Genomic DNA, 17051 nt, shown 5'->3' on the forward strand with positions numbered 1-17051 from the left:
ACACAGATTTTCACAGATGTTTAGACACTTTGTTGGACATCGCAAAGACGCAAGTTTTTTTTAAATCCGAATGCTTTAAGGCGCAAGGATTTTATCTCCGATAAAATTGTATCCCGCCGTCATAGCGACGAAGCAATCTCAAAAAATGGTTGAAAATCTTTGATTTTCTTGCGCCTTAAAAACGTGTTAAATAAAAAACCTTGCGCCCTTGCGTTTATCCAATATTATTTCAATACATGTTTACGCATATGATTCACTATAAAAATCTTTGATTTTTTTAAACTTATATGATCTTCTTATTCACAATGTATTTAAACTTCAAAATAACTTAAGTGTTAAAAACTTTTGTGACTTTTGTGGTTAATTAATCACTCTTCATTATTCACTTTTCACTTTCTAAAACCATGCAGCCAGACTCGTCGTTACAAAGAAATTCCCCTGCTTCATCTCATCATTCTTCACAAAAATGGCATCTTTAGACGTAAATCCTCTTGCTTCTGTACGGAAAACCACATTTTTCAGGATCGCATAATCTACATTTAAAGAATATCCGAAGGTCTGGAATCCATTGGGTGTTTTCGTGCTGATGATGACTCCGTTTTTATCGTTGTAGTATTCAAATCTTCCTGCCAGAGCCCATTTGCTGTCCAGTTGGTATTTCATTAAGACATTTGGGGTATACCAGATATTGTAGTTGCTGCTTCCTTTCTCTTTCTGTTCTGCTCCGATGTCGAAACCAAGTACGGCAGAGAATTGATCTGTCAGCTGAAAACTTCCAAACAGGTCATGAAAGTAGCGCATTCTTTTTTCATCTTTTGCCTTATCATTTCCGATGAATGAGCTGCTGTTCAGGGTAATCTTATCATTCGGTTTGTAGGTCACCTGATGTCCGAATGAAATGGTTTGATTGCCTTCAGGTTTTGCGATGCGCTGCCAGCCGTTCAGGACCAATCCACTCAGAAACCATTTTCCGTTATCTGAAGTATAGGAAATCTTGGCTCCGGTCTCGAAATAGGGTGAATTTTCTGCGGCAAAACTTCTCGTAAGGTTTATATTGTCCTTTCCTATGGCGCTTTCCCAGCCGATATGGGAAGGCATAATTCCTGCATCAATCCACAGGTTTTTGGTCTTTGAAATTCTGATTCCCACATTCGCTTCATTGACGTAACGCAATGCATCCTGTTCCGCAGCCATATTGTCCTGAGCATAGGTTCCGGCCATTAAAGCAACATTGGCACGGAGGTTTTCACTCTGATAATTGGCTTTGATCAATCCTAAATTGAGATTCACTTCATTATGCCTGTTGTAGGAGTATAAAAAATTCTGGCGGAGATGATTCGCGGGCTCATTCAGATCATAGGTGTAGAACATTTCTGCATAGGCAGAAAAAGTGACTTTATTCTCTGTTTTCAATGAGTCTGATGATTGTGCTTTCGGGAAAAAAATTCCCAGCATAATTCCTAGAATAATATATTTTTTCATAAAAGTTCTAAAGTTGTATCTTGTCCTGACTTTGGAAATGGAGGCGTTAAAAAAATAATTGATGTGAACGTTAAAAAAATTCTTGTGTTTGAGTGCGGGACGAAGTATGAATCAAATGAGAAATAATCTTTCCGCACGAGTTTAGAATTTTTAGAGAATATCATTTATTTTTAGCCGGAATTTCCAGGTCTTGAATTTTTCTTTCTTTTGTTTCAAGACAAAAGAAAATAGAGGTTATTATTTTAATTGATCCAAAGCGATATTAAGCTTCAGTACATTGACTTTTGAAGGTCCTAAAAGTCCTAAAAACGGTTTCTCTGTCTGGTTTTTCACTAAATCTTTTACCTTTTCTTCAGAAAGATTTCTTACCTGGGCAATTTTTTTGACCTGATACAAAGCCCCTTCTTCGGAAATATCAGGATCCAGACCGCTTCCGCTTGCCGTAACAAGCTCAACTGGAACTTTCGTATTTCCCATTTGAGGATGACTCATTTTTAAAGTGTCAATTCTTTTCTGTACAGTTTCAAGGTATTCCTGATTACTTGGACCTTTATTGCTCCCGCCGCTCCCTGCAGCGTTATAATTAACGGATGACGGACGACCGTGAAAATACTTATCAGACTTAAACTCCTGACCGATATTCGCATAGAATTTTTGTCCGTTTTGAGTGATGATCTCTGCATTTCCTTTCGTAGGCAATACTTTGGAACCTCCATACACGATAAGCAGATAAATTCCTATGACAGCCAGCATTACAATAGTCAGTCTGAATGCTGTAACAATATGATTTTTCATTTTTAAAATTTTAATAGAATAAACTGATCACTAAATCGATGATTTTGATGCCAATAAATGGAACTATTACCCCACCCAAACCATAGATTAAAAGGTTTCTTCTTAAGAGTGCACTGGCCCCGATTGGTTTATAAGCCACTCCTTTTAATGCTAATGGAATAAGGAAAGGAATAATCACGGCATTGAAAATAACAGCGGATAATATGGCAGTTTCCGGGCTGTGAAGATTCATAATATTCAGCTTTTGAAGTGAAGGAATGAATGTAATAAACAATGCGGGAATAATGGCAAAATATTTAGCTACGTCATTCGCGATACTGAAAGTTGTCAGCGTTCCACGGGTCATCAGCAGCTGTTTTCCAATCTCTACGATCTCGATCAGTTTTGTAGGGTCATTGTCAAGATCTACCATATTTCCGGCTTCTTTTGCAGCCTGGGTTCCACTGTTCATCGCTACACCCACATCGGCCTGAGCCAGTGCCGGCGCATCATTCGTCCCGTCTCCCATCATGGCCACCAGCTTTCCTTCCTGCTGTTCTTTTTTAATGTAATTCATCTTATCTTCCGGTTTCGCTTCGGCAATGAAATCGTCTACGCCCGCTTTTTCAGCAATGAATTTTGCAGTCAGGGGATTATCTCCGGTGACCATCACCGTTTTCACGCCCATTTTTCTCAGTCTCTGGAAACGTTCCTGAATTCCTGTTTTAATGATGTCCTGAAGCTCAATTACACCCCATACTTTTTCATTCACAATAACCACAAGAGGAGTTCCACCGTTTTCAGAAATTTTGGTTACCGCATCCTGGGTTTCTTTCGGGAAGGTGTTCCCGGCTTTTTCAGTCAGTTTTTTTATCGTGTCGTAAGCTCCTTTTCTGATTCTTGTGTCTTCAAAATCAATTCCGGAGGTTCTTGTTTCTGCCGTAAAATCAATATAAACAGGATTGGGAACAAGAAGATCTTCTGATTTTAGCTGGCTCAATTCTATAATGGATTTTCCTTCCGGTGTTTCATCGGCTACTGAACTCAATGCAGCAGCTTTAATGAAATCCGGCAGCCTGATTCCGTCTGCGGGGTGAAATTCCGTTGCTTTACGGTTTCCAATGGTGATGGTTCCTGTTTTATCAAGAAGCAATACATCAATATCTCCTGCAGTTTCTACGGCTTTACCGCTTTTGGTGATTACATTTGCTCTCAGGGCTCTGTCCATTCCTGCGATCCCGATTGCAGAAAGCAGACCTCCAATGGTTGTGGGAATCAAACAAACGAAAAGTGAAATAAATGCCGCAATGGTAATTGGTGTCTGCGCGTAGTCTGCAAAAGGTTTTAAAGTGAGTGTTACGATAATAAAGGTCAGGGTAAATCCTGCCAAAAGTATAGTTAATGCGATTTCGTTAGGTGTTTTCTGTCTTGATGCTCCTTCTACCAGGGCAATCATTTTATCTAAAAAGGATTCTCCCGGTTTGGTGGTCACTTTTACTTTTATTCTGTCCGAAAGCACTTTTGTACCACCGGTTACAGAGCTTTTATCGCCTCCGGATTCACGGATCACGGGTGCGCTTTCTCCGGTGATGGCAGATTCATCAATGGTGGCAAGTCCTTCGATGATCTCTCCGTCCATCGGGATCTGATCTCCGGTTTCACAAAGGAAGATATCACCAAGCTTCATTTCGGCAGACATTCTCAGAACGGTTTCTACCTGAAAGCCCGGTTTGTTCTCCACAACGACTTTGGCGGGAGTTTCTTCACGCGTTTTTCTGAGGGTATCCGCCTGAGCCTTTCCTCTGGCTTCTGCAATGGCTTCCGCAAAATTGGCGAACAGAACTGTAAAAAATAATATGATGAATACTGTGAAATTATAAGCAAAGCTTCCCTGTGATTTGTCGCCTGTAAGACTGAAAAGACTTACAATGAACATCACAACAGTTCCGACCTCCACCAGGAACATCACGGGATTTTTAAACATGATTTTCGGATTCAGTTTAACGAAAGACTGTTTGATCGCTTCGTTCACCAAATCTTTTTGAAACAATGTCTGTGATTGATTTTTCATTTTTTTGAAAGAGTTATATCATTATAAACCAACGGTAACCATTAAGACAGACTAAAAAAACAAGGTTTGAAAATGGATAATATATTCAGGTGAATGTTTCGATGAGTTTTTAGACTGGTTCCCCGATATTTCTATCTTCCTAATGGTTGACTATTGATTTTAATTTAATTTTTATTTAGAGAAATACTGGATCTGTTCTGCGATAGGTCCCAATGTAAGGGCCGGGAAGAAAGACAGGGCTGCAATAAGAAGGATCACCGCCAGCGTCATAAAGCCGAAAGTAGCCGTATCCGTTTTCAGGGTTCCTGAACTTTCCGGGATGAATTTTTTCTGGGCCAGTAATCCTGCAATCGCTACAGGTCCTATGATCGGAATAAATCTGGACAACAGCAATACAATTCCCGTTGAGATATTCCACCATGGGGTATTGTCGCCAAGACCTTCAAAACCGGAACCGTTATTCGCAGAGGAAGAAGTAAACTCGTACAGCATTTCACTGAACCCGTGGAAACCCGGATTATTCAATGTTTTGGCTCCAAATTCCGGCAGATAAGCGGTTAGAGCGGTTCCTACAAGGATTAAGAACGGATGGAACAGCGCTACGATCATAGCGATCTTCATTTCCTTAGCTTCAATCTTTTTACCCATAAATTCCGGGGTTCGTCCTACCATCAGACCACTGATGAATACAGCAAGAATGATAAAGATGAAATAGTTCAGAATTCCTACGCCGCAGCCTCCGTAGAAACAGTTGATCATCATCGCCAGCAATTGATTCATTCCTGAAAGCGGCATGGTACTGTCGTGCATGGAGTTGATAGACCCTGTAGAAATTACAGTCGTTGCAATACTCCAATATCCTGAAGACGCACTTCCAAACCGGATCTCCTTTCCTTCCATAGCACCAAGGCTGCTGTCTGCTCCCATTTGGGTGATAAGAGGGTTTCCATTGGTTTCATTCACAATATTCGGGATGGTAAGGGCCAGAAAACCGACTGTCATTACGGTAAAGATGACCCATGACAGTTTTCTCTTTTTCAGATAAAATCCTAAAGCAAAAATCATGGCAAACGGAACGATCATCTGAGTGACCATTTCGGTCATATTGGTTATATAATTCGGGTTTTCAAGCGGATGTGCAGAGTTGGCTCCAAAGAAACCACCCCCATTAGTTCCCAAATGTTTAATGGCTACAAAAGCAGCTACAGGACCTCTGGAAACGTCAACTTTTTGTCCTTCCAGTGTTGTGATAGGGTCTTTTCCTTCGAAAGTCATCGGACTTCCGTTGGCAGAAAGGATCAGAGCAACAAGGATACTGATCGGAACGAGTATTCTGACCACAGATTTAGTAAAGAAATCATAGAAATTCCCTAATTCCGTAGTTGTTTTTTCTTTAAAAGCTTTAAAAAGAACGGCCATTGCTGCCATTCCGGTCGCTGCGGTCACAAACTGCAGGAACATCAGATACAGCTGGCTCAGATAACTTACCCCCGTTTCTCCCGAATAATGCTGTAGATTACAGTTCACCAAAAAGGAAATAGCTGTATTGAAAGCAAGATCCGGTGACATATTCGGGTTTCCATCCGGATTCAGGGGAAGCCATGACTGGTTCAGCAGGATAAGAAATCCTATAACGAACCACACCAGATTGATCGTCAGCATGGCATACATATTCTGCTTCCAGTTCATCTGACGGGCCGGGTTGATCCCCGATATTTTATAAATTAATTTCTCAACAGGTTCAAAAACAGGATCTAAAAAGGTCTTTTTGTACCCATACACATTGGCAATGTATTTTCCAAGAAATACTCCGATCACCAGTGTGATAGCAAACATGGCAATTACGCCTAAAATTTCTGTATTCATGACCGGTTAAAATTTTTCAGGTTTTATCAAAACATAGCAGATGTACACAAAGGCCAGAATTGAAAGGAAAAATAAACTCCACATATTTTTTATATTTTATCAAAAAATTCAACGGATTTGTAAAGAAGCCAGAACATCACTGCAAAAAGCAGGATCAAACTTATCAGCATCATATCGAAATCATTAGGATTAAAAGGGTAAGAACTACATACGATACCACCAGCCGGCTGAAAACGGCATGCTCACGTTTTTTGAACGTTTTTCTTGAAATTGTCATTTTTAAAATATTTTATTTGAAACCTATAGGCCAAAATAAAGTCCATTCTCAAAATAAAACAATCAACATATTGAATTACAGTAATTTAATTAAAACAACTCAACGATATAAAAGCGCGAAAGCCTATCATTTTGATAGGCTGGTTTATTGAAATGATAGGGATCAGGGGTTAGGTTGCAGGGATTAGGGATTAGGGCTGGCCGAAGCTGTAATCGTGGTTGTGAGTAATGAATTTGCTTTGCAGGGGAATGGAGGGTTGATAGATTCAGGAAATAAGACTTTAGATGCCAGACGTCAGACATCAGATTTCAGATTTCAGACGAGGACGTTATTAGTGGTGGCTTCGGGAGCCTCAGCCACCGGGGATTTGTCGTTTATTCAATACTTGCAGATTCGCACTCTTCAACTTTCAAACTCAAAACATTCTAAAACCCCTCCAACAAGTCGTACCACGAAACTCTCAAACCCTAAAACTCTCCGACTCTCAAACTCACTTACCTCAATCCATACTCCTCCAACTTTCTGTACAGCGTTGCAATACCAATTTCCAGCAGTCTTGCCGCTTCGGCTTTATTGCCTTTGGTGTATTGAAGGACTTTCTGGATGTGTATTTTCTCGAGGGATCTTATGCTTAAAGAGTCGTTTTCAGGAATCTGTTTTTCGGAATAATGGGGAAGGCTGTCGACATCCAGGATATTATTGTCCATTAAGATAAGGCTTCGTTCCACGGCATTTCTGAGCTCGCGGATATTTCCTTTCCAGTCGTTTTTTTCCAGCATTTTATAATAATCCGGATTCACCTGAAGAGATGAAAGATGAAGTTTCCGGGAAAACATATCGATGAAATTTTTAGCCAGCATTTTCAGATCTTCTTTTCTTTCGCGCAATGGCGGAAGATGGATTTCAAAAACATTCAGCCTGAAATAGAGATCTTCGCGGAAATGTCCCTGTTTGATTTCGTCTTCAAGATCCCGGTTGGTGGCGGCAATCAGTCTGAAATCAGATCTGGAGACTTTGGTTTCACCCATTTTTATGAATTCTCCTGTTTCCAGAACACGGAGCAATTTCGCCTGCAGTTCTACGGGCATCTCTCCTATTTCGTCAAGGAATAATGTTCCTCCGTTGGCTTCTTCAATCAGTCCTTTTTTATCTTTTACAGCCCCTGTGAAAGCGCCCTGTTTATGTCCGAAAAGTTCACTTTCCAGAATTTCTTTGCTGAAAGCCGAACAGTTGATGGCAACAAAATTATTTTTCTTCCTTTCGCTTCCGTCGTGAATGGCATTCGCAAAAACTTCTTTTCCGGTTCCGGTTTCTCCTGTCAGAAGAACGGCAGCATCTGTCAGTGCTACTTTTTCTGCCAGTTTTTTAGACTGCAGGATCAGCGGAGATGTACCGATGATCTGTTCAAATCCTTTTGATACATTGATTTTCTGAACTATTTTAGATCTGTTGTCTTTTACTTTTTCCAAGGCTTTATAGACCAGCGGAATAATCTTCTCATTGTCGTCCCCTTTCACCAGATAATCATACGTTCCGTTTTTCATGGACTGTACCGCATCGGTAATATTTCCAAACGCTGTCATCAAAATAATTTCAAGATGCGGATATTTGGTCTTAATGGATCTTACCAGCTCTACCCCATACGCATCCGGAAGCCGGACATCACTGAGTACGACATCAAATTCGTGCTGCTCCAGCATCGTCATCGCAGACCGTGCTGTAGAAGCTTCTTTAACGTTAAAATTTTCTTGGGAAAGGATCATTCCCAGTAATTTCAGGAGCTTGATCTCGTCATCAATGATCAGAATGTTTCCGGACATAGTGGTTGTTTTTGGAAAACCTGTACAAACTTATTGAATTTATTTTGGAAAAGAAGTAAAGAAAATGAAGAAGGTGAACCAGTATATACTTTCTCTGATACCTGTTTCCAATTTTTAATTTACCCCAGATTTCTCTGATATAGATTAAAACTATAGATGCAATAATGAGGAAATTCAGGTTCTTCTTTCCCGATTGCTTACATTTGTAATGCATTCGGATTTAAAAGAATGAAAAACAGAGTATATGATTGACCAAAAGCATAAAGAAACGCTTCATACAGATAAAAACAACTACGAATATATTACAGTAACCAATGACGACAATCAGGTAAGAATTTATACCCTGAAGAACGGCCTTAAGGTCTTTCTTGCGCAGAATTTTGATGCCCCAAGAATCCAGACCTATATCCCTGTAAAAACGGGAAGCAATAATGACCCGGCAGATAATACCGGACTTGCCCATTATCTGGAACATATGATGTTTAAAGGAACTTCCAGAATCGGAACCCAGAACTGGGAGAAGGAAAAAGAACTTCTTGATCAGATTTCAGGATTATATGAAGAGCATAAAGCCGAGCAGGACCCTGAGAAAAAGAAGGAAATCTATAAAAAAATAGATGAAATCTCTCAGGAAGCCAGCCAGTACGCCATTGCGAATGAGTATGATAAGGTGATTTCTTCACTCGGGGCCAACGGTACCAATGCCCATACCTGGTTTGATGAAACAGTATATAAAAATAATGTCCCGGCTAATGAGCTTGAAAAATGGCTTAAAATAGAAAAGGAAAGATTTTCAGGCGTTGTTCTTCGTCTTTTCCATACGGAGCTGGAATCCGTCTATGAGGAGTTTAACAGGGCTCAGGATAATGATTCAAGGCTTGTGAATTATGAACTGATGGATGCGCTTTTTCCTACGCACCCGAACGGCCAGCAGACGACCATCGGAAATCCGGAACACCTGAAAAATCCTTCTATGAAGGCTATTCATAAATATTTTGATGAATATTACGTTCCGAATAATTATGCAATGGTTTTGGTGGGAGATCTGGATTTTGAGGAAACCATCCAGCTGGTTGACCAATATTTCGGAAGTATTCCGTATAAAGAACTTCCGAAAAAAACGCCAATCGTTGAACAGCCTTTAACAGAAATCGTAAAAAGAACGGCAAAAAGCCCTACCACTCCAAGAGTTCAGCTGGCGTGGAGAACGGATAATTATGGGACTAGGGAAGCGATGCTGGCTGATATTACGGCCAATATTCTCAGCAACAGAGGAGAAGCAGGACTTCTGGATCTTAATATCAACCAGACCCAAAGAATGCTGTGGGCACAGGCTTTTTCTGTAGGTTTAAAACAATACGGATATTTTTCGATCGTAGCCGTTCCGAAGGAAACCCAAACCCTGGATGAGGCAAAAGAAATGGTTCTTGAAGAGATAGAACTGATCAAAAAAGGAGATTTTCCGGACTGGATGCTTCCTGCGATCATCAACGATTTTAAACTTCAGCGTCTGAAAACCCTGGAAACAGCTGACGGATTGGCGACTAACCTTTATGACAGCTATATCAAAGGAAGATCATGGGAACAGGAACTGAATGAACTGGATGAATATCAGGAATTTACCAAAGAAGATGTAGTAGATTTTGCCAATACTTTTTTTAAGGACAATTATGTTATTGTTTACAAAGAAAAAGGGGTTAATGATCAGTTGGTAAGAGTTGAAAACCCTGGAATTACGCCTATTAAAATAAACCGTGAAGCACAGTCAGATTTTTTAAAGGAAATTATTGCTGAAAAAACGGAAGATATACCTCCGGAATTCATTGATTATGAAAAGGAAATCACTACAGATACAGTCAAAGATAAGAAGCTGAGTTTTGTCCGTAATAAATACAACGATATCGCCCAGGTTCATTTTATTTTCCCTTTTGGAAGTGATCATGACAGGGATCTTGGAATTTCCACACAGCTGCTGCAGTATCTTGGAACTGAACAGCTTTCTCCTGAAGATTTAAAAAAGGAATTCTTTAAAATCGGGGTGACGAATGATTTTAAAACCACCAATGACCAGCTCATGATCTCACTGAGCGGCCTGGAAGAGAACATTGAAAAAGGAATTGAACTTCTTCAGCAATGGATGTACGGTGTACAACCTGATACGGAAATTTACCGCCAGTTTGTGGAAACCGTTATAGAAAACCGTCAGGCCACCAGAAAAGATAAAAACAGGATCATGACTGCGCTGACCAATTACACAAAGCTGGGCAGTTTATCCCGTTACACAGATATTATTTCCAAAGAAGAGCTTGAAAGCAGCAATGCAGAGGTATTTACGGACAGGATGAAAAATCTTTTCAAATACCCATATCAAATATTTTTCTACGGCAAGGATCTTGAAAGGTTCAAGCAATACATTGGAACCTATGTGGAAAATGAAACCTTCAAAATCCCTGAACCTAAACAATATCCTGAGCCTGAAACCAGCGGAAACGTTTATTTCACGGATTATGATATGGTTCAGATGGAAATGAGCAAAGTAGGAAAAGGACACGCAGTGGAAACCTCAAACTTCGGAAAGATCAATGTTTTCAACGAATATTTCGGAAGAGGATTGTCTTCTATCGTGTTTCAGGAAATCCGTGAAAGCAAAAGCTTAGCTTATTCCGCCTACGTTTCCTATGCTGCCAATTCTGAACTGGGACATCCTGATTATATTACGACGTATATAGGAACCCAGCCGGATAAGCTTCAGACCGCAGTAAGTACTATGAGCGAGCTGATGAACGAGCTTCCGCAAGTTCCGATCCAGTTTGAAAGTGCAAAAAATGCAGCCCTGAAACAGATCGCTTCAACAAGAATTACCCGGAATAATATATTTTTCAATACTTTACGACTGAAAAAGCTCGGGATTTATCACGATTTCAGAAAAGATATCTACGGACAGATTGAAAACCTGAACTTTGAAGACCTGAAAGTTTTTTATCAGACAGCCATCAAACCAATCCATTTCAACACCGCCATTATCGGTAAAAAAGAAAACCTGAACATGGATGCCGTGAACCAGATGGGAACTTTTAAGGAACTGACACTGGACGAAATTTTCGGCCGTTAAAAATAGAGACCGCTTCTGTAATAGGGAGCGGTTTTTTGTTTTAGATGCTAGATGCTAGATTTCCGATGTCAGATGTCAGACATAAGACATTACTTTTGGTGGCTGAGGCTCCCGAAGTCACCAGACATTTATGGTTTATTCGATGTTATCATAACGACCGGTGGCTTCGGGAGCCTCAGCCACCGGCTATTTGTCGGTTATTCAATACTTGCAGATTCGTACTCTTCAACTCTCAAACTCTCCAACGCTCGCACCCCGAAACTCGAATCCCGTAACTACTCTCTCAAACCCTAAAACACTCCCACTCTCAAACACTCCCACACCAAATTTATGTCATCATACAATCCCCGTCCCCATCCTGATATTCCGGGTTGAAGTTTTCAGGAAGATGCTGGATCAGCTGCTTGTGGAACAGGTATCTTCTTTCAAAATCCCGTTCGTAGATCTTTGGGAATACTTGTGAATGTTCTATTTTTTTATTGAGCTCCTTCTGATAGCTGGTGAGGGTTTTAATTTTATTTTTGACGATAAAATAGCTTAAAAAGTGAATAAAACGATCCAAACCGGAGTCTGAAAACAGGTAAGGGATCTTAAGATTTCCATCTCTGAGCTGAAGCAGTGAGCAGGCGGCTAATGTATTGTTTTCATCGTATACTTTTATCCAGAAATATTTAAAAACGCTGGCATAGCTTGAAAAAAGATACCGGTCTTCTTTATCTGAACCTTCCAGAACCCAGGGATGTTTCATGTAGACGTTGAGTTCATCAGCATTGCGTCTGCATGGGAACCCAGAGATCCATCCGGAGCTTTCCGTGTCAATATGGTCAAGAATTTCAAATTTGAATGCCGGTTTTTTTATCGAAATATTTTTCAGGGCCAGTACAGAATTGGCGGCTGCATCAGCTATTTGAAAAAGGGGCTTTAAAGGCTTTGTTCCGGGCTTTTTTTCGGGAATAATGAAAGATGCGTCTGAACGGAAATAGTATCTTTTTCCTGCCTTTGGATGTACATAATCAAAAACACCTAAAATGTTGTAAAGGGCTTCGGCTTCTTTGGTAAATTCGGTTGCGATAATATTGCCATCATATTCTTCAAACATTTTATTCAACAGGTTTTTTGCAATCCTTTTCCCGCGGAATTCTTCACTTACAAATAAAGTACTCAGCCAGGCATAACGGAAAATTTTTCCATCAATGACATAGTAATCAGGAAAACATCCCACATAACCGGCCAGCTTTCCATCATACAAAGCCAGAACTAAAAGCGTCTGGTCATCTGAAGCTTTAGGGTTTCTGATCTGGGACTTTGCGCGGTGCTCTGAAATCGGAAGAAAATCAAAGCTGCTGAACTCCCCTGACGAAATGAAATCTTCAAGTTGTTTTTTGTTGAATGTCTTCAGCTCTGTCATCTCCGTACTATTTTATTTTTGTTTATCATTTTTTTCAGCCTAAAGTAAGCGGTTTCTTTTTTAATGGTCTGTTCCCCGCTTTCGCCCATTTCCATTGGGATTCTATGAAAATTTCTTTCCACACTGTCCAATTTTGCGCCTGCGCTTCCGAAACTGCAGAATATCTCCTCATTTTTAAACAGCTCATCAAAGAAATCTTTTTTTACTCCAAAGTCTGTAAATGGAAATGCAAAACTCTCGTAGATAAAGCCGTTTTCCTTCAGATAGCTGAAGGTCCGGTTTGTACTCTCCATCTGTTCCTGTAACGAAAGTTCTCCGTATTTCGGATGATCCCAGCTGTGAGAAGAAATTCCATAGCCTTTCTGAGTCAGCGTTTTCAACTGGTCAGTTGTCAGGTAAGGACTATGTTCTCTCAAGTACATTTCACAATCGATTTCAAGTTTTTCAGTAAGCTTATCCAGGATTTCCCTTTGATGATATCTGATATTTAATACTTGTTGCCTGAATGCTTCCTTGGATGGATTTTCTAAGGAAAGCATTCTGTAAACTTCCGGATTTAGTGTTTTTGCTTTTTGCGAAGCCTCTGCAATTAAACTGGCTTTACATCTGAACATCAGTTCACGATTGTCGATAAACGCGGGATTTACAAAGTTGCACGCATATATTCCCTTCCGTTCTAAAACAGGAAGAACAATGTCATAAAATTCCCTGAAACCATCATCAAAAGTAAGGAGGGCAATCTTTTTTGCCGGTTTAAAGCTGCCATTAACAAAATCTTTAAATTCCGACCAGTTTATAAATTGAAAATGTTTTGAAAGATAGTCCAGATCTTCTTCAAACTGCTTTGTATTTTTATACTGAATGATGTGCCTGATGTGCGGCAGATCCTCATCAGAAACGCAGTGATAAACGGGCAGGCAGTACTCCATCGGAAAAGATTTCCCGGTATTTTCTGTTTCGAAACCTGCCAGTATACTGATGATCTTATCTTTCATCTCTGTTAAATAAAAAGAATCTATTCAAATTGGATTTAAATAGATTCTTAAAGGTATTACTTTTATGTATTATTTGATCACCTTCATTTCGTCGATAAGCCATTTTGAATCGGCAAATTTATCGATGATGAAGAGGATGTATTTGGTATCTACCATGATATTTCTGCTGAAACGCGGGTCATAATTGATGTCGCTCATCGTTCCTTCCCACTGTCTGTCGAAGTTAAGACCTACAAGGTTTCCATTGGCATCAAGAGCCGGACTTCCGGAGTTTCCTCCTGTCGTGTGGTTGGTAGCGGTGAATCCCACAGGAACATCTCCTGTTTTGTCCTTATAAAAACCGTAATCTTTTTTGTTGTAAAGATCGATCAGCTTTTTAGGGACATCAAACTCATAATCTCCGGGAACATATTTCTCAATAACACCGGCTAAATGCGTCTGATAACCGTAAGAAACAGCATCTCTGGGCGTAGACCCCTTTACTTTTCCGTAAGTTACACGAAGCGTGGAATTGGCATCCGGGAAGAATTTTCTGTCTTTATCCGTTGCCATCTGCTGTGCCATGAATTTCTTCTGAAGAACATCAATTTTCCCCTGAAGAGCTGTGAACTGAGGATCTGCAATCTTCATATACGTTTCCTTCATTGAGACAAACAGCTGATAAATAGGGTCTTTTTTCAGTGTTTTGATCAGTTTGTCCTGATTGGAAAATGCTTTGTCAATATCTGTTGTAAGCGCAGCTCCATTTACCTGGGTTCTTCCTGTAATGATAGAGTTTTTAGACATTTCCTCTATCATCGGAATATTCTGGTTTTCGTCTTTGTATTTGCTGAATCCTGTCGGCAGGAACTGGGGTGCTGTTTTATTGGCGTATAAAGCCAGTAATTTCGCGGTTACTTTCGCATCAAGCTCTGCACTGTAATCCTTGTAGAACGAAGTGATTTTTGACTTTAATTTGGCAAGGTCTTTCTCTTCCACTCTTCCGGCTTCCACAGAAGCTATATAATCGTAGTAATCTCCTGCAAGCTTAAGCGTTTCAGCATTTTTGATCACTTCGGTATAATAGGCATTGTTTAATGCAAAAGGTGCCTGGTCGTTATACAGTTTATTCAGTTGGTCCAAAGTTGATTTGATCTCAGGGTTTTTAGCTACCAAAGAACCTTCGTACATTACTTTTTTCTCTACTGCATTGGATTTTTTAAGGCCTTCTACCTCACCTATCCATTTTTTCCAGTAATTGGCTACTGAAGCATATTTTGACGAATATTTGATACGTGTTTCACTGTCAACACGCATTTTTTCGTCCAATGTTTTCAAAGCTACTTCACGAACGGCGATTCTTGCCGGATCAATATCGGTCATGACCTTCTCCACAGCTACTGCAGGAAGATATTCCGTAGTTTTCCCCGGGAAACCGAATACAAAGGTAAAATCGTTTTCAGCTTTATCTTTTATCGAAACGGGAAGGTAATGTTTCGGAACGTAAGGAACATTGTCTTTTGAATATTCTGCAGGCTTATTGTCTTTTCCGGCATAAATTCTGAACATGGAGAAATCTCCGGTATGTCTCGGCCAAACCCAGTTGTCTGTATCACTTCCGAATTTTCCAATGCTTTGAGGCGGTGCGCCTACCAGACGGATATCTTTATAGGTTTCCGTGGTATAAGCGTAATATTTGTTACCGTAGTACATTGATTTTACAATGATCGACTGGTAAGATTCTATTTTCTGAGAGTTTTTATAAACCTCGATATTTTTATTGATCCTTTTAGTATACTCAGGCTCCAGCAGGTTATCCGTGCCTTCCAGGATCTGATCCGTCACTTCTTTGATGTCTACAATAAAGTCTACTTTTACACCCGGATTGGGAAGTTCCCCGTTCGGATTCTTCGCCCAGAATCCATTGGAAAGAAGGTCATTCTGCACTGTAGAATGCGCCTGGATCTGTCCGTAACCACAGTGGTGATTGGTAAGCAATAATCCTTTAGGTGAAATGATTTCGGCAGTACATCCGCCGTTAAACTGTACTACTGCATCTTTTATGCTCGGCTTCTGGGTATTGAAAATATCTTTGGCAGAAATTTTCATTCCCAGATCCTTCATTTCTTTTTCATTCAGCTCAGTGGGAATCCACATTCCACCATATTGTTGCGCAAATGCCATTGCAGCCGGCAAAAGAAATACAGATAAAAGTATCTTTTTTGTCATAATCAAAATTTTGCCCTAATTTACAAAGAATATTGTATATATGCCTTATGAAATGGATGGGAAATTGGAGTTTTCAGATTTGAGAATCAAGAGCCAAGAATCAAGATTTTAGATATCAGATGTCAGACGCCAGATTTCAGACATAGGATGTGAAATGGCTACCGGTGGCTTCGGGAGCCTCAGCCACCGGGTATTTGTCGCTTATTCAATACTTGCAGATTCACACTTCAACTCTTAAACTCAAAACATTCTAAAAACCCCGCAAGTCAACTGGTATCACGAAATGACCGGTGGCTTCGAGGTCCTCAGCCACCGGGTATTTGTCGTTTATTCAATACTTGTAGATTCGTACTCTTCAACGCTCAAACTCAAAACATTCTAAAAACCCCGCAAATCAACTGGTATCCCGAAACTCATCACTCATCACTCATCACTCACCCACACTCTAAAACTCTCCTACCCTCAAACCCTGAAACGGCTCAGTTTTTGTTCCAGAAAAAGCACTTAATTATTAATATATTTAAAATTACTTTATCATGATGAATGGCAAACTATTTATTTTAGGAATTGCATCCGCTGCGTTTTTAGCATCGTGTAATCCTAAAGAAAAAACCACTGAAACTACTGATGCAACGACAGATTCTGCAGCAGTAACGACCCCGCCTTCTGACAGCATTACAAAAGCAACGCCAACCGCGGCTGGTGATACTTCGGAAAATGCTCTCGACTGGCCAGGAACTTACGAAGCCGTTGTTCCATGTGCTGATTGTCCGGGAATTAAAACTTCCCTTACGATTAACAATGACAAAACATTCAGCATTACAGAGGAATATATCGACAGAAATTCCAAGAACCAGGACAAAGGAACTTTTGAATGGGATGCTTCAGGAAGCGTTATCACATTAAAAGGAAAAACGGCCAGCTACAAATATAAAGTAGGCGAAAACAAGCTTTTCCAGCTGGATATGGACGGTAAGGAGATCACAGGGGTAAACAAAGACCTGTATGTTTTCACGAAGAAATAAAAAATAAGGGCTC

Annotated in this window: 10 protein-coding genes; 2 read left to right on the forward strand and 8 right to left on the reverse strand. The window is 40.2% G+C overall.

Annotated elements, in window-relative coordinates; translation table 11 throughout:
- Positions 1-396: 396 nt before the first annotated feature.
- The 5 genes from JET18_RS19725 to JET18_RS19745 all read right to left on the reverse strand — a co-directional run bounded on the left by JET18_RS19725 (position 397) and on the right by JET18_RS19745 (position 8290).
- Positions 397-1482 carry a porin gene (locus tag JET18_RS19725; protein ID WP_202094028.1) on the reverse strand — a complete coding sequence of 362 codons (1086 nt, stop codon included), beginning with the start codon at positions 1480-1482 and terminating at the stop codon, positions 397-399.
- Between the two features lie 237 nt (positions 1483-1719).
- Positions 1720-2277, reverse strand: a complete 558-nt coding sequence (locus JET18_RS19730; RefSeq protein WP_202094029.1) for a K(+)-transporting ATPase subunit C — start codon at positions 2275-2277, stop codon at positions 1720-1722.
- Between the two features lie 10 nt (positions 2278-2287).
- Positions 2288-4327: a potassium-transporting ATPase subunit KdpB gene (kdpB, locus tag JET18_RS19735; RefSeq protein WP_202094030.1), complete on the reverse strand. Its 2040-nt coding sequence runs from the start codon at positions 4325-4327 to the stop codon at positions 2288-2290.
- A 171-nt stretch (positions 4328-4498) separates the two neighbouring features.
- Positions 4499-6193 carry a potassium-transporting ATPase subunit KdpA gene (gene kdpA, locus JET18_RS19740; protein WP_202094031.1) on the reverse strand — a complete coding sequence of 565 codons (1695 nt, stop codon included), beginning with the start codon at positions 6191-6193 and terminating at the stop codon, positions 4499-4501.
- 771 nt (positions 6194-6964) lie between these two features.
- Complete coding sequence (locus JET18_RS19745; protein ID WP_202094032.1) at positions 6965-8290, reverse strand: sigma-54-dependent transcriptional regulator; 1326 nt, start codon at positions 8288-8290, stop codon at positions 6965-6967.
- 244 nt (positions 8291-8534) lie between these two features.
- On the opposite strand from JET18_RS19745, the gene JET18_RS19750 reads away from it, so the two are divergent.
- Complete coding sequence (locus JET18_RS19750; RefSeq protein ID WP_202094033.1) at positions 8535-11402, forward strand: M16 family metallopeptidase; 2868 nt, start codon at positions 8535-8537, stop codon at positions 11400-11402.
- A 328-nt stretch (positions 11403-11730) separates the two neighbouring features.
- Here the strand turns inward: JET18_RS19750 and JET18_RS19755 are convergent, their stop codons facing one another.
- From JET18_RS19755 to JET18_RS19765, 3 genes are all read right to left on the reverse strand, one after another.
- Positions 11731-12810, reverse strand: coding sequence for a GNAT family N-acetyltransferase (locus tag JET18_RS19755; RefSeq protein WP_202094035.1), 1080 nt, complete (start codon positions 12808-12810; stop codon positions 11731-11733).
- Entirely contained in the window at positions 12807-13805 is a 999-nt protein-coding gene (locus JET18_RS19760) for a polysaccharide deacetylase family protein (RefSeq protein ID WP_202094042.1), read from the reverse strand. The genes JET18_RS19755 and JET18_RS19760 overlap by 4 nt, the downstream gene beginning before the upstream one ends.
- 69 nt (positions 13806-13874) lie before the next feature.
- Complete coding sequence (locus tag JET18_RS19765) at positions 13875-16013, reverse strand: S46 family peptidase (protein WP_202094044.1); 2139 nt, start codon at positions 16011-16013, stop codon at positions 13875-13877.
- Between the two features lie 536 nt (positions 16014-16549).
- On the opposite strand from JET18_RS19765, the gene JET18_RS19770 reads away from it, so the two are divergent.
- Entirely contained in the window at positions 16550-17038 is a 489-nt protein-coding gene (locus JET18_RS19770; RefSeq protein ID WP_228728598.1) for a copper resistance protein NlpE, read from the forward strand.
- Positions 17039-17051 lie beyond the last annotated feature (13 nt).

This window comes from Chryseobacterium endalhagicum (assembly GCF_016745235.1).
GTDB classification, from domain to species: domain Bacteria; phylum Bacteroidota; class Bacteroidia; order Flavobacteriales; family Weeksellaceae; genus Chryseobacterium; species Chryseobacterium endalhagicum.